General features: G+C 71.4%; 13 protein-coding genes and 1 pseudogene. 6 read left to right on the forward strand and 8 right to left on the reverse strand.

The window, feature by feature from the left end; translation table 11 throughout:
- Positions 1-55: 55 nt before the first annotated feature.
- The gene (locus IEY95_RS22625) at positions 56-1,030 is read right to left on the reverse strand and encodes a DMT family transporter (protein WP_189187923.1); all 975 of its coding nucleotides are present in this window, start codon (positions 1,028-1,030) and stop codon (positions 56-58) included.
- On the opposite strand from IEY95_RS22625, the gene IEY95_RS22630 reads away from it, so the two are divergent.
- Both IEY95_RS22630 and IEY95_RS22635 read left to right on the forward strand, forming a co-directional pair.
- Positions 1,029-2,462, forward strand: a complete 1,434-nt coding sequence (locus tag IEY95_RS22630; protein WP_189187924.1) for an aminotransferase-like domain-containing protein — start codon at positions 1,029-1,031, stop codon at positions 2,460-2,462. The genes IEY95_RS22625 and IEY95_RS22630 overlap by 2 nt on opposite strands.
- Positions 2,463-2,846: 384 nt before the next feature.
- Positions 2,847-3,440 carry a histidine phosphatase family protein gene (locus IEY95_RS22635; RefSeq protein WP_189187925.1) on the forward strand — a complete coding sequence of 198 codons (594 nt, stop codon included), beginning with the start codon at positions 2,847-2,849 and terminating at the stop codon, positions 3,438-3,440.
- On the opposite strand, the gene IEY95_RS22640 is transcribed toward IEY95_RS22635, so the two are convergent.
- Positions 3,422-3,871: a DUF6314 family protein gene (locus IEY95_RS22640; RefSeq protein ID WP_189187926.1), complete on the reverse strand. Its 450-nt coding sequence runs from the start codon at positions 3,869-3,871 to the stop codon at positions 3,422-3,424. The two genes, IEY95_RS22635 and IEY95_RS22640, sit on opposite strands and share 19 nt — an antisense overlap.
- A gap of 137 nt (positions 3,872-4,008) precedes the next feature.
- On the opposite strand from IEY95_RS22640, the gene IEY95_RS22645 reads away from it, so the two are divergent.
- Positions 4,009-6,492, forward strand: a complete 2,484-nt coding sequence (locus IEY95_RS22645) for an alpha-L-arabinofuranosidase family protein (RefSeq protein WP_189187927.1) — start codon at positions 4,009-4,011, stop codon at positions 6,490-6,492.
- Here IEY95_RS22645 and IEY95_RS22650 read toward each other — a convergent pair.
- The 3 genes from IEY95_RS22650 to IEY95_RS22660 form a co-directional block, all read right to left on the reverse strand.
- Positions 6,479-6,931, reverse strand: a complete 453-nt coding sequence (locus IEY95_RS22650; protein WP_189188144.1) for a carboxymuconolactone decarboxylase family protein — start codon at positions 6,929-6,931, stop codon at positions 6,479-6,481. The two genes, IEY95_RS22645 and IEY95_RS22650, sit on opposite strands and share 14 nt — an antisense overlap.
- Positions 6,932-6,945: 14 nt before the next feature.
- Positions 6,946-7,365 (reverse strand): MerR family transcriptional regulator, encoded by a 420-nt coding sequence (locus IEY95_RS22655; RefSeq protein ID WP_189187928.1) that lies wholly within the window; start codon positions 7,363-7,365, stop codon positions 6,946-6,948.
- Positions 7,366-7,450: 85 nt separating this feature from the next.
- Positions 7,451-8,683, reverse strand: coding sequence for a cysteine desulfurase (locus tag IEY95_RS22660; RefSeq protein WP_189187929.1), 1,233 nt, complete (start codon positions 8,681-8,683; stop codon positions 7,451-7,453).
- Between the two features lie 103 nt (positions 8,684-8,786).
- Here IEY95_RS22660 and IEY95_RS22665 point away from each other — a divergent pair, with 103 nt between their 5' ends.
- Together IEY95_RS22665 and IEY95_RS22670 are read left to right on the forward strand one after the other, a co-directional pair.
- Positions 8,787-9,383: an ABATE domain-containing protein gene (locus IEY95_RS22665; RefSeq protein WP_189187930.1), complete on the forward strand. Its 597-nt coding sequence runs from the start codon at positions 8,787-8,789 to the stop codon at positions 9,381-9,383.
- Positions 9,384-9,425: 42 nt separating this feature from the next.
- Positions 9,426-9,587, forward strand: a pseudogene (locus IEY95_RS22670) (DUF8820 family protein); the annotation flags it as partial.
- Between the two features lie 10 nt (positions 9,588-9,597).
- Here IEY95_RS22670 and IEY95_RS22675 read toward each other — a convergent pair.
- Complete coding sequence (locus IEY95_RS22675; protein ID WP_189187932.1) at positions 9,598-10,392, reverse strand: LysR family transcriptional regulator substrate-binding protein; 795 nt, start codon at positions 10,390-10,392, stop codon at positions 9,598-9,600.
- 204 nt (positions 10,393-10,596) lie between these two features.
- Here IEY95_RS22675 and IEY95_RS22680 point away from each other — a divergent pair, with 204 nt between their 5' ends.
- The gene (locus tag IEY95_RS22680; protein WP_189187933.1) at positions 10,597-10,998 is read left to right on the forward strand and encodes a DUF5997 family protein; all 402 of its coding nucleotides are present in this window, start codon (positions 10,597-10,599) and stop codon (positions 10,996-10,998) included.
- Positions 10,999-11,211: 213 nt separating this feature from the next.
- On the opposite strand, the gene IEY95_RS22685 is transcribed toward IEY95_RS22680, so the two are convergent.
- Both IEY95_RS22685 and IEY95_RS22690 read right to left on the reverse strand, forming a co-directional pair.
- On the reverse strand, positions 11,212-12,150 hold the full coding sequence (locus IEY95_RS22685) for a sigma-70 family RNA polymerase sigma factor (RefSeq protein ID WP_189187934.1): 939 nt from the start codon (positions 12,148-12,150) through the stop codon (positions 11,212-11,214).
- A 10-nt stretch (positions 12,151-12,160) separates the two neighbouring features.
- Positions 12,161-13,351 carry an NAD(P)/FAD-dependent oxidoreductase gene (locus IEY95_RS22690; protein WP_189187935.1) on the reverse strand — a complete coding sequence of 397 codons (1,191 nt, stop codon included), beginning with the start codon at positions 13,349-13,351 and terminating at the stop codon, positions 12,161-12,163.
- Positions 13,352-13,380: the final 29 nt, after the last annotated feature.

A 13,380-nucleotide genomic window follows, 5' to 3' on the forward strand; every position in this document is an offset into this window, starting at 1 on the left:
CGTGGCCGCGAGTCTACGGCCGGTGGCGCCGGTTGGCCCGGCCCGTGCGTGCCGGTCAGCCCCGCGCTCGTTGAGTGAGTGCGATGCACACCAGAACGGCGGCGGCCGTCAGAGGTGCGGCCGGTGTGAGCTGCTCGCCAAGGAGCAGTACCGACCACACCAGTGTGAGCAGCGGCTGCGCCAGCTGCAACTGGCTGGCCTTCGGAATTCCGATCGATGCCATGCCGCGGTACCAGACGACCAGGCCGAGGAACTGCGACACGACCGACACCCACAGCAGTCCCGTCACGCTGTGCATGGTCAGCTGCACGGGCTCCTGCGACAGCGCGATCAGCGCGCCCGGCACCGACAGCGGCAGACACAGGACCAGCGCCCAGCCGATGACCTGCCAGCCCGGCATGACGCGAGCCAGTCGGCCGCCCTCGGTATAGCCCGCCGCGCAGATCAGCAACGCTCCGAACAGATACGCGTCCGCGCCGGTCAGCGCGCCACCGCTCTGCTGCACGGTGAACGCGATCACCGCGGCCGCGCCCGCGACGGCCGCCAGCCAGAACATCCGCGAGGGCCGCGCCCCGGTGCGCAGCGTCGAGAACAGCGCGGTCGTCAGCGGCAGCAGCCCGACCACCACGGCCGCATGGGCGGTGGTCGATGTCTGCAGCGCGAGCGTCGTCAGCAGTGGGAAGCCGAGCACGACACCCGCGGCGACGACGGCCAGCCCCGCCAGATGGCGTCGGCCCGGCACGGGAACACGCAGCGCCAGAAGGCAGCCACCCGCGATGACCGCTGCCAGAACACTGCGGACGGCCACCAGAGACCAGGGACCGAAGCCCTCCAGACCCCAGGCGGTGGAGGGGAAGGTCAGGGAGAAGGCCGTGACGCCGAGGGCGGCTTGGAGCGTGCCCGAGCGGCGGGCCGTCGCAGCGGTCCGAAGGGTGTCGTTCGCGGCGCTCCGAGCAGTCTCGCTCGCGGCGGTCCCGGCGGTGACAACTGCTATCGAAGTCTCGGCGGTAGCGCTATCCTGTGTTCTCATGCAAGAGCGTAGCAGTGTGGGAGATCTGGCGAATCAGCTGCGCCGGGAGTTGGACCGCTACTCACCCGGTGGAAAGCTGCCGTCGAGTCGGGCACTCGTGGAGCGGTTCCGGGTGAGCCCGGTGACGGTGTCCCGGGCGCTGGCGCAGCTCGCCGCCGAGGGTCTTGTGGTCACCCGGCCCGGCGCCGGCGCGTTCCGGGCGCAGCCGCGTACCGCCCCCGCTCCGGCCGGGGACACCGCCTGGCAGGAGCTCGCGCTCAGCGCGGACGCCACGGCCGAACTCGTACCACGCACGGTGGACGCGTCCGGTGTCCTCGTCTCGCTCGCCGCCCCGCCGCCCGGTGTCGTCGAGTTCAACGGCGGCTATCTGCACCCGTCGCTGCAGCCGGAGCGGGCGATGGGCGCGGCCCTGTCCCGGGCTGGGCGCCGTCCCGGGGCCTGGTCCAGGCCGCCCATGGAGGGGCTCGCGGAACTGCGCGAGTGGTTCGCGCGGTGGATCGGGGGAGCGATCACCGCGGCCGAGGTGCTCATCGCGGCGGGCGGTCAGTCCGCGCTGACGACCGCCCTGCGCGCGCTCGCGCCGCCCGGGGCGCCGGTCCTGGTCGAATCGCCGACCTACCCCGGCATGCTGGCGATCGCCCGCGCGGCCGGACTGCGCCCCGTGCCGGTGCCCGTCGACGCCGACGGCGTGAAGCCGGAACTGCTCGTCGACGCCTTCAGGGCGACCGGCGCCCGCGTCTTCGTCTGCCAGCCGCTGTTCCAGAATCCGACGGGCGCCGTCCTCGCGCCCGCGCGGCGGGGCGAGGTGCTGCGCATCGCGCGCGAGGCCGGTGCGTTCGTGGTCGAGGACGATTTCGTACGCCGTCTGGTGCACGAGGACTCGGGCCCGCTGCCCAGGCCGCTGGCCGCGGAGGACCCCGACGGAGTCGTCGTGCATGTCGGCTCGCTGACCAAGGCGACCTCGCCGAGCTTCCGGGTGAGCGCACTGGCCGCGCGCGGTCCGGTACTCGAGCGGCTGCGCGCCATCCAGGTCGTCGACTCCTTCTTCGTACCGCGCCCGCTCCAGGAGGCTGCGCTCGAACTCGTCGGGTCACCCGCCTGGCCCCGCCATCTCCGCGCCCTGAGCGCCGAGTTGAAGGCTCGCCGCGACACGATGACCTCCGCGCTGCGCCTGGACCTTCCCGAACTCTCCCTCCCCCACATCCCGTTCGGCGGCTACCATCTCTGGCTGCGCCTGCCCGACGGCACGGACGAGTCCGCCCTGGTCACCGCCGCCCTCCGCGCGGGCGTCGCCGTCACTCCCGGCCGCCCCTACTTCAGCGCCGAACCCCCGGCCGCCCACCTCCGGTTGAGCTTCGCGGCGGTGGCGGGGGCGGAGGAGATCACGGAGGGGGTGCGCAGACTGCGGGCGGCGTGCGCGGAGGTGTTGTAGCCGGCCCGCGCCGGAGATCTTCGGACCGTCCGGCGTTCGAGGACGAGCACGCAGCGCGATGCGGCAAGCCGCGGCGCGGGGACGCCTTGGGCGAAGCTCGGCTTCGAGCCGCTCGACCGCCCCGACCAGTGGATGGCGCTCAGGCTCCCCTCGGTCCGCATCGGCGCGCCCGCCTCCGGCAGGTCCGCAATCGGCGAGCGCGCCTCCGGCAGGCCCGCACCGGCGAGCCCGCTCCGCGTACCCGCTCCGGCAGGCCCGCACCGGCAGGCCCGCACCGGCAGGCCCGCACCGGCAGGCCCGCTCCGCGTACCCGCTTCAGTGAGCTTGCGGATACCCTGCGTAACCCCCCTTGACCTGCGGAGTCCCGCGCTCCACCATCTCCGCATGCATCTTCGGGTCACGTTCGTCGCCGCCGCGCGCAGCTCCTCGCTGCTCGCGGAGCGCTTCCAGGACGAGCGGCCGCTGGACCAGGCCGGCTGGGACGAGGTGCAGCGCGCCGCCCCCGAGCTGGTGTCGCTGGCGGCGTCCGAGCTGCGCTACTGCTCGCCGACGCCACGCAGCCGTGCCACCGGCGACGCCCTCGGGTACGGGCCGCTCGTCCAGCTCGCGCTGCGCGACTGCGACATGGGCCGGTGGCGGGGCTTCACGCTGGGCGAGGCGATGGCCCGTGAACCCCAGGCCGTCGATGCCTGGCTCGCCGATCCCCGGTCCACGCCCCACGGCGGCGAATCGCTGCTGGCCTTCATCGCTCGCGTCGGCGCCTGGCTCGACACCAGGCCCGCCGACGACGGCGGGCGCATCGTCGCCGTGGCCGAACCCTCCGTGATCCGGGCCGCACTGGTCTACGCCCTGAAGGCGCCGCCTGCGACGTACTGGAACATCGATGTGCGCCCGCTGTCGACGACCACCGTCACGGGCCGGGCCGGTCGCTGGAACCTGCGCTTCGACGGAGCTTTCACTCAGTCCACGCGCGCGTAGTCGGTGGTGAGTACCAGGTCCTTCGCGGGCCCCCGCACGCGCCACACGGTCCGCCACCGGTTCTCGTCGCGGACGGTGAACTCGCCCCGGTAGAGGTCCGCCACGCACGGATGGTCGGCGATGTGCCGCCCCGTGGTCAGGTCCAGATCGTGAAAGGGACGGCCGTCGGAGAACCGGACGGCCGCGCTGCCCGGGCGCTCTCCCGGCAGGAACCACAGCGTCCGCTCGGCGGGCCGGGGCGTGCCCTGCCAGACGAAGGTCCCGGACTCCTGATGGAGGAGGCCGTCGCCGCCGTCCTCAAGTGGCGAGAAGACGGTCGTCCCCGTGAAGCGTCCCTCGGCGCCGCTCGCCAGATCCCGCACCGAGCGCTCCACCCGCCACTCGCCGGTCAGGTAGGCCAGCACATCCGTCACTGGCCAGAACTCGCCCATACCGACCCGCTCTCCGTCCCGTCCGATGCTGCGCGACCCATTGACGCACTCCGGCCCCCTCCCTATCTTGCCGTTCGAAGTATTGATCGACGTCTGATATTTCGAACAACTCAACACTACTGAGCCGCGGAGTATCCATGTCACTCACCCGCACACGCTGGAGACTCGGACTCACGGCCACCGCGCTTCTGGTGGCCTCCACCGTCCTGTCCGGGCCCGCTCCGGCGAGCGCCGCCGCCGACGTCACCGACTATGCGATCACCGTCGACCCGAAGGGCTCGGGCGCGAAGATCGACGACACCATGTACGGCGTGTTCTTCGAGGACATCAACCGCGCCGCGGACGGGGGCCTGTACGCGGAGCTCGTACAGAACCGTTCCTTCGAGTACAGCACCGCCGACAACAACTCCTATACGCCGCTCACCTCCTGGGCCGTCTCCGGCACCGCCAAGGCCGTGAACGACGACGGACGGCTCAACGCCCGCAACCGCACCTATCTCTCGCTGGACGGGGGTTCGTCCGTCACCAACTCCGGTTACAACAACGGGATTTCGGTCGAGAGCGGCAAGGCGTACGACTTCTCGGTCCGGGCCCGCGCCGATGCCGCTTCGGCCGTGACCGTGACGCTGCAGGACTCCGAGGGCACGCTCGCGGAGGCCCGCCGGGTCACCGTGCGCGGCGGCTGGGCCAAGTACCGGGCGACGTTCACCGCGACCCGCAGCAGCACCGGCGGACGCCTCACCGTCGCCGCGGCCGACCCGGTCGCGCTCGACATGATCTCGCTCCTGCCCCGGGACACGTACCAGGGGCACGGTCTGCGCAAGGATCTTGCCGAGAAGATCGCCGCCCTCCATCCCGGGTTCGTGCGCTTCCCGGGCGGCTGCCTGGTCAACACCGGGAGCATGCGGGGATATGACGAGGCGTCGGGCTATCAGCGCAAGCGCTCGTACCAGTGGAAGGACACCATCGGCCCGGTCGAGCAGCGCGCCACCAACTCCAACTTCTGGGGCTACAACCAGAGTTACGGCCTCGGCTACTACGAGTACTTCCAGTTCGCCGAGGACATCGGTGCGATGCCGCTGCCCGTCGTGCCCGCGCTGGTCACCGGTTGTGGGCAGAACAAGGCCACCGACGACGACGCGCTGCTCAAGCGGCACATCCAGGACACCCTCGACCTCATCGAGTTCGCCAATGGGCCGGTCACGAGTGAGTGGGGCAAGAAGCGGGCGCAGATGGGCCACCCCAAGCCCTTCCACCTCACGCACCTCGAAGTCGGCAACGAGGAGAACCTGCCGAACGAGTTCTTCGCCCGCTTCCAGCAGTTCCGCGCTGCCATCGAGGCCAAGTACCCGGACGTCACGGTGATTTCCAACGCCGGTCCGGACGACTCCGGCACCACCTTCGACACGGCCTGGAAGCTCAACAAGGACGCGAACGTCGACATGGTCGACGAGCACTACTACAACAGCCCGCAGTGGTTCCTGCAGAACAACGACCGCTACGACGCGTACGACAGGAACGGTCCGAAGGTCTTCCTGGGGGAGTACGCCTCGGGCGGCAACACCTTCAAGAACGCCCTCTCCGAGGCCGCCTACATGACCGGCCTGGAGCGCAACGCGGACGTCGTGAAGCTCGCCTCGTACGCCCCGCTGCTCGCCAACGAGGACTATGTGCAGTGGCGTCCGGACATGATCTGGTTCAACAACCACGCCTCATGGGGGTCGGCCGACTACGAGGTGCAGAAGCTCTTCATGAGCAACGTCGGCGACCGGGTGGTGCCCAGCAGCGCCACCACCACACCGTCGCTCAGCGCGCCGATCTCGGGCGCCGTCGGCCTGTCGACCTGGGCGACCACGGCGGCGTACGACGACGTCAAGGTCACCGGCGCGGACGGGACCACGCTGCTCAGCGACGACTTCAGCGGTGACGCCTCCCAGTGGACCCATACCGGCACCGGCAGCTGGAGCCTCCAGGACGGGCAGTACGTGCAGACCGACGAGGCCGCGACCAACACGATGGTCCAGGCGGGCGACCCGGCCTGGCACGACTACGACCTGCAGGTGAAGGCCACCAAGAAGTCCGGCAAGGAGGGCTTCCTCGTCGCCTTCGGGGTGAAGGACACCGGCAACTACTACTGGTGGAACCTCGGCGGCTGGAACAACACCACCTCGGCGGTCGAACAGGCGGTGGACGGCGGCAAGTCGACGCTGATCTCCAAGGCCGGTTCGATCGAGACGGGTCGTGCCTACGACATCGACATCAAGGTACGAGGCCGTCAGGTGACCCTCTATCTGGACGGCCAGGAGTGGGGGAGCTTCACGGACGACAGGCCCGCGGAGCCGTTCCGGCAGGTCGTCACGCGGGACGCGAAGTCCGGTGACCTCATCGTCAAGGTCGTCAACGCCCAGTCCGCGGACGCCCGTACGGCGATCGACCTGGGCGGGGCGACGGTGGGCCGCAAGGCCGCCGTCACCACGCTGCAGGCCGCGCCGGACGCGGTGAACTCGGAGACGGCCACGGCGGTCGCCCCGGTGAGATCCACCTTCGCGGGGGTCGCCGACAGGTTCACGTACACCTTCCCGGCGAACTCCGTGACCTTCCTGAGGATCAAGCGGAAGTAGCCCCTCGAGAAGGGTCCGACGACGTGGTGGGCTGCTGTCCGACGGGCAGCAGCCCACGCTCGGCGAACACCTTCTTCGCCGCGAACGTGGCGTTCAGCGCCTTGGGTATGCCGCAGTACACCGCGGAGTGCAGCAGCGCCTCGACGATCTGCTCCGGTGTGAGGCCCACGTTCAGAGCGGCGTTGACGTGCACGTCGAGCTGGGCCTCGCAGCCGCCGAGTGCGGTCAGCATGCCGAGGGTCACCAACTGCCGGTCGCGCGGGGCGAGTCCGGGCCGGTCGTAGATGTCGCCGAAGGCCCAGGCGACGATCTGGTGACCGAGTTCGGGGTTGATGTCGGCGAGTGCGTCGATGACCCGCTGCCCGGCCTCGCCGTCCACTCGCCCGAGGACCTCCAGGCCGTGCTCGAAGCGCTCCTCGCGGGTGGTGGCGTTGCTCAGGGCGGTGGTGTTGCTCATGTGAGGTCGTCCGATCCCGGCTGGTCGAGCAGCCGTTCGTAGTGGCCGATCTTGTCGTCGAGGGCTGCCGCGTTACGGCGCAGCGCGTGGATGCGGTCCGCGAGATCGGCGCGGTGCTCCCGGAGCATCGCGAGCCGGTCGGGGACCGTGGCGTCGCCCCGGGCCCGCAGCTGTGCGAACCGCTGCATGTCCGCGATCGACATGCCCGTCTCGCGCAGCCGGATCAGGAACTCCAGCCAGGCCAGGTCGGCCATCGCGTAACGCCGCTGGTTCCCGGTGGTCCGGCCGACCCGTTGGATCAGGCCGGCCTTCTCGTAGTACCGCAACGTGTCGTGCGAGAGTCCGGTGCGCTCGACGACCTGGGCGATCGTGAGCGTCGGCTCCTGGCTGTGCGGGAGGGGCTGTCCGCTGGTCATGACAAGAACGGTAGAACCTGGAGCGCGCTCCAGGTCAAGCGTCGTCGGCGATCACCCTGCGAAGAGCCTTCGGCTCCCGTCGCGATCAGCCTCCGAAGTAGCGCTGAGCTGCGCGGACACCCTCGGCCAGAGCGTCGACCTCCGCCGGGGTGTTGTACACGTAGAAGCTCGCGCGGGTGGTCGCCGGGATCCCGTAGCGTCGTACGATCGGGCGCGCGCAGTGGTGGCCGACGCGTACGGCGACGCCCCGCTCGTCGAGGATCTGACCGACGTCGTGCGGGTGGATGCCGTCGACCGTGAACGACACCGCGGAGCCGCGGGCGGTGAGCCCGCCGGGGCCGACGATCCGTACTCCGGGAATCTCGCCGAGCAACTCCAGTGCCTGTGCGGTGAGTTGCTCCTCGTGCGCCGCCACCTCGGCCATGCCCAGCCGCTGGAGATAGTCGACAGCGGCCGCCAGGCCCACCGCCTGCGCCGTCATCGGGACACCCGCCTCGAAGCGCTGGGGCGGCGACAGGAACGTCGTACGGTCCATCTCGACGACCTCGATCATCGAACCACCGGTGAGGAACGGCGGCAGATCCGCGAGGAGCCGACGCCGCCCCCACAGCACGCCGACACCACTCGGCCCGAGCATCTTGTGGCCGGAGAACGCGAGGAAGTCGGCGCCCAGCTCGCGCACGTCGACGGGCCGGTGGGGGACGGACTGGGCGCCGTCGACCACGACGAGCGTGCCGAACGCGTGGGCCCGGTCGGCGAGTTGGCGTACGGGATTGAGGGTGCCCAGCACATTCGACTGGTGGGTGACGGCGAGGACCTTGGTGCGCTCGTCGAGCAGTTGGTCGATGCGGGTCAGATCGAGACGGCCCTCGTCGGTGAGCCCGAACCAGTCCAGCGTCGCACCGGTGCGCTCGGCGAGCTGCTGCCAGGGGACGAGGTTCGCGTGGTGCTCCATCTCCGTGACCACGATCCGGTCGCCCGGACCGATGCCACGTGAGTTCTCGAGCGCGTAGGCGACGAGATTGATGCCCTCGGTCGTGTTCTTGGTGAAGACGATCTCGTCGTCCTCCGCACCGATGAAGCCTGCGACAGTGTGCCGCGCGCCCTCGTACGCCTCGGTCGCCTCCCCGGCCAGCTGGTGCGCGCCGCGGTGTACGGCCGCGTTGTGCGTGAGGTAGAAGTCCCGCTCGGCGTCCAGGACCTGGAGGGGTTTCTGAGTGGTGGCGCCGGAGTCGAGGTAGACGAGTCGGGCACCGCTCTCCACCGTCCTCTCCAGGATCGGGAAGTCCTTGCGGAGCGCGTCCACGTCGAAGGCCACGGCGGCTCACCTCTCACGGGTTTGTTGTCCATTTGCCATGAGGGACGGTAGGCCTCCTCACGGAGAATCGCAAGTATTCCCGTGAGAGCCGTGGATCGTTAGCATGAGACGCGTGGAACACGAAGCCCCCCACTACCTGCACCAGCTGCCGGTCCCCGGCGAGGAGCGCTATGTCTCGCTGGCCCTGGTCAACACGCGTTTCGCGCTGAGCCACGGCCCGGTCGACCTGCTCGACGACGCCGAGGCCGCGCACCTCTGGCTCGTCCGGCACGAGCTGTTGGCGGACCGGGTGGCGCTCAACGGGCGGCAGTTCGGCCGGCTGCTCGGCCTGCGCGAAGCACTGCGCTCGCTCTTCGAGGCACGCGACGCCCGCTCCGTACCGCCCGGCGAGAGCCTCGACACCCTCAACTCCGCGCTGGCCGCGGCTCCTTCCACACCCCGGCTCGCCTGGACGACCGACGGCCCGCACCGCGCCGACGCACCGGACACCGGCAATCCGGCGGGGGCCGCCCTCTCCCTCCTCGCCGACGACGCGACCGAACTCCTCACCGGTCCCGAGTCCCCGCAGCTCGCCCCCTGCGCGGCCGCCGGCTGCACCCGGTGGTTCCTCCGCTCGCACGCGGCCCGCCGGTGGTGCACCACGAAGTGCGGCAACCGGGTGCGGGCGGCGCGGGCCTATGCGGCCCGCAAGGGGCGGTAGTCCGCGCGGCGCGCGAACGCCGCCTCCGCGCGCGACCCCGCGGGGCCGGTCCTCGGCATGATCGACGCCTCGGCGGTCGCGTACCTCATCCATCCCGAGCGCGGTGGCACCGGCATCGCGCCCGGTCGGTACCTCGTACGCCGTCAGCGCGAGCGCGACGCCGAGCGCGGCGCGTGGCCGGGCAACCGGATGATCGCCGACTGAGGCACGGAGGTCAGGAGCGGCGGCGGGGCTTGCCGCGCTTGGCTCCGCCCTTGGCCCCGCCCTTGGCGGATCCCGAACCGCCGCCACGTGCGCTCTTGCCGCCCGACCTGCCCGCCGCGGGCTTCCGCCGGGCGCCGCCGCCCGTGTCGGAGCGCTTGGCCGCGGGCGGGGACTTCGGCTGGGCGGCGGCCGGGGTGCGACCGCGCGTGCTGTTGACCGTCCGGCCGCGGACGATCCCGATGAAGTCCTCCACCAGGTCGGTGGTCTCGTCCTGTGGCCAGGACAGTGCGACGCGGGACTCGGGGGCGTCCGTGACCGGGCGGTAGGTGAGGTCCTTGCGGTGGTGGAGACGGGCGAGGGACTGCGGGACGACGAGGACCCCGATGCCCGCCGCCACGAGTTCGATCGCGTCCGCCGTCGTCGCGGGGCGCTCGAACGCGGGTTTCCCCGGCAGGCGCTCCCAGGCGAGGGTGTCGTCGAGGGGGTGCAGCACGATGTCGTCGGCCAGATCCTCCGTGGAGACCTCGTCGACTGCCGCCACGACGTGGTCCTTCGGGACCACGACCACCGTCGTCTCGGTGTACAGGGGGATCGCGCTGAGGTCGGTTCGGTCGACCGGCAGCCGTACGAACCCCGCGTCGGCGCCACCGGTCCGCAGCAGGCCGAACGCCTCGGCGGCGGGTACCGCGACGAGGGCCAGCGGGATGGCGGGGAACCGCTCGTTCCAGGTCCGTACCCACTTGGCGGGCGTGACCCCCGGGACGTACGCGAGCCGGAACGAGGGGGGTGCTTCGGAGCCAGTCACTTCGTCAGGTTACCGGTCGTGGTCGTCGGCGCCTTACCGGTCGTGGGCGGGGGTGGCACCAGGCGCGGTCACGAACGCTCGAGCGGTTGCCGGTGTGGGCGTCGTGGGCGGCGCACCGGCGAGGGCGGGATGCCACCCTCGCGAGGGCCGGGCGCCGGACTCGTGTGGTCGGCGGTGGCTCACATGCTCGATACCCTTGACCCCATGAGTTCGCAGCAGACCACCCAGACAATGAAGCCCGCGACCGCGGCCAAGAAGCTGGGTGTGTACCTCGAGGCCACCCCCGCCGAGTTCCAGGAGGGCGTCGTCTCGCGTGCCGAGCTGAATGCGCTGCAGGCCGACCCGCCCGAGTGGCTGCGGGAACTGCGCCGCAGCGGTCCGCACCCCCGGCCGGTCGTCGCGGCCAAGCTGGGCGTCTCCATCGCGGGGCTCGCCCGGGGCGGGGTCACCGAGGCCCTCACCACCGAGCAGATCGAGGCACTGAAGGCGGACAACCCCGAGTGGCTGCAGAAGGAGCGCGCCACCCAGGCCGAGGTCCGGAAGGAAGCGGCCCGCATCAAGGAGAAGAACGCGGAGCGCGCGGCCCGCTCCGGCGACCCGCTCTGACCCCAAGCCCCCGTCGGCACGGCCCGGTGGCCCGTCCCGGCATCTGAGGACGGCCGACGGATCGGCAGGTAACCGGCCGACGGATCGGCAGGTAACCGGCCGACGGATCTGCGATTCGGGAGACCGAGGTGCTTCGGCCCTGCTGTGCGGCGCGGGGGCCGAAGGGGTGCCGTCCTCGCTCCCACTCAGGTCACCGGATTCCGGTGGCTCAGGTCACCATGTGGTGATGACCGGCGCGTCGGGTTCGTGCTGCCGCCAGGCCCCGCTGAGGCGCGCGAGCCGGTCCGCGGCGGCGATGCCGCGCAGGGACGCGACCTTGCCGTCGCTGACCTCGAACGCCACGGCGCCCACGACCCGGTCCTCGATCACGGCGAGGACGGCCGGGGAGCCGTTGACCAGCGCGATGTGGAACGCGGGGGAGCCGCCGGCCAGCCGCCGCTTCGCCGCAGTGGGCTTGAAGCCGGCCCGCACGTAGGAGGCGATGCGCTCGCGCGTCGTGTACCGCAGCAGCCGCCTGGCCAGTCCGGCGCCGTCCGAGACCGCGGTCGCGTCGGCGGTGAGCATCGCCACCAGCCGTTCGGTGCGCCCCGACGTGGCGGCGGCGAGGAACTCCTCGACGATCCGGCGCGCGGACGCGGGGTCCACCTCGTCGCCGCCTCGGCGCTCGGCGGCGACCCGGCGTCGGGCCCGGTGGACATGCTGCTGGCTCGCGGACTCGGTGATGTCGAGGATCCCGGCGATCTCGGCGTGGGGGTACGAGAAGGCCTCGCGCAGGACGTAAGCGGCCCGCTCGACCGGCGAGAGGCGCTCCATGAGGGTCAGTACGGCCAAGGACACCGATTCGCGCTGCTCGAAGGTATCGGCAGGGCCGAGCATCGGGTCGCCTGCGAGAAGTGGCTCGGGCAGCCAGTCGCCGACAGCGCGCTCGTGGCGAGCCTGCGCCGAGCGGAGCCGGTCGAGGCAGAGATTGGTGACGACCTTGGTCAGCCACGCCTCGGGCACCTCGATCCGTTCCCGGTCTGCCGCCTGCCAGCGCAGGAACGTGTCCTGCACGGCGTCCTCGGCGTCGGCGGCCGAGCCGAGCAGACGGTACGCGAGCGAGGCCAGCCGGTCCCGGCTGGCCTCGAACCGATCGATGGCTGCACTGTCCATGCGGAGCAGCCTAGGCGGCGGCCCTCACACCGCCCCGGTCGGGCGCCGTGGCCAGGCGGCGCTTGCGCTTCGGCATGCCGAAGGTCGGGTGGACGATGCTCCACCCGGCCCCCTTGAGGATGCCCGCCTTGAGCCACGTGGCGGTCCGGCCGCCCAGGTACCAGGACTTCGACCGGACGTCCCCGTCCACCATCTGGAAGATCGCGTCCCGCCGCCCGAGGCTGATGTGGTTGCCGTGGTACTTCAGCCCGGTGGTCGGGACCTCGCTGCCCGTCAGGCGCGCGATGATCGCGGCGGTCGCCTGCATGTTGGTGTAGCCGGCCGAGGCGCAGGACATCGGCAGCGGCCGGCCGTTCTCGCCGATCGCGTAGGCGCAGTCACCGGCGGCGTAGACGTCCGGGTGCGAGACCGAGCGCATGGTGCGGTCGACGACGATCTGGCCGGTCCCGGCGACCTCCAGGCCGCTGGCGGCCGCGATGGGGTGCACGGCGAACCCGGCCGACCACACGGTCACCTCGGCCGGGATGGACGTACCGTCGGCGGCCATCGCCCGCGTCGGCTCGACGGCTTCGATGCCGGTGTGCTCGTGGACGGTGATGCCGAGCCGGTCGAAGGCCTGGCGCAGGTGGCGGCGGGCCTTCGGGGAGAGCCAGGCGCCCAGCTCGCCGCGGGCGGCGAGCGCGACCGAGAGGTCGGGCCGGAACTCGGCGAACTCGGTGGCGGTCTCGATGCCGGTCAGCCCCTCACCGACGACCAGCACCGTGCCGCCCTTGCCCAGGCCGGCCAGGCGCTCGCGTAGACGCAGCGCCGAGGACCGGCCGGTCACATCGAAGGCGTACTCGGCCACGCCGGGGACGCCATGGTGGGCGACGGAGCTGCCGAGCGCGTAGAGAAGCGTGTCGTACGCGAGTTCACCGTCGCCGTCCTCGCCGGTCACCGCGACGGTCCTGCGCTCGGGGTCGATGCCGGCGACGCGTGCCAGGCGCAGCCGCACCCCGGTACCGGCGAACACGTCGGCGAGCTTGCGGAACGCGAGGTCCTGACCGATCGCGAGCTGGTGGAGCCGCATCCGCTCGACGAAGTCGGGCTCGGCGTTGACGACGGTGATCTCGGTGTCGGCGGGGGAGAGCCTGCGGGCCAGGTTTCCGGCGGCGAAGGCCCCGGCGTATCCGGCGCCGAGTACGACGATGCGGTGCTTCATGGCGTTGCTCCTGTCTCGTTCGCGTGCCC

It is taken from the genome of Streptomyces albiflavescens (genome assembly GCF_014645835.1).
GTDB lineage: Bacteria > Actinomycetota > Actinomycetes > Streptomycetales > Streptomycetaceae > Streptomyces > Streptomyces albiflavescens.

Coding starts and splice junctions, on each gene's coding strand:
- IEY95_RS22630 (WP_189187924.1), top strand. CDS start 1,029: ATGCAAGAGCGTAGCAGTGTGGGAGATCTGGCGAATCAGCTGCGCCGG.
- IEY95_RS22625 (WP_189187923.1), bottom strand. CDS start 1,030: ATGAGAACACAGGATAGCGCTACCGCCGAGACTTCGATAGCAGTTGTC.
- IEY95_RS22635 (WP_189187925.1), top strand. CDS start 2,847: ATGCATCTTCGGGTCACGTTCGTCGCCGCCGCGCGCAGCTCCTCGCTG.
- IEY95_RS22640 (WP_189187926.1), bottom strand. CDS start 3,871: ATGGGCGAGTTCTGGCCAGTGACGGATGTGCTGGCCTACCTGACCGGC.
- IEY95_RS22645 (WP_189187927.1), top strand. CDS start 4,009: ATGTCACTCACCCGCACACGCTGGAGACTCGGACTCACGGCCACCGCG.
- IEY95_RS22655 (WP_189187928.1), bottom strand. CDS start 7,365: ATGACCAGCGGACAGCCCCTCCCGCACAGCCAGGAGCCGACGCTCACG.
- IEY95_RS22665 (WP_189187930.1), top strand. CDS start 8,787: ATGAGACGCGTGGAACACGAAGCCCCCCACTACCTGCACCAGCTGCCG.
- IEY95_RS22680 (WP_189187933.1), top strand. CDS start 10,597: ATGAGTTCGCAGCAGACCACCCAGACAATGAAGCCCGCGACCGCGGCC.
- IEY95_RS22685 (WP_189187934.1), bottom strand. CDS start 12,150: ATGGACAGTGCAGCCATCGATCGGTTCGAGGCCAGCCGGGACCGGCTG.
- IEY95_RS22690 (WP_189187935.1), bottom strand. CDS start 13,351: ATGAAGCACCGCATCGTCGTACTCGGCGCCGGATACGCCGGGGCCTTC.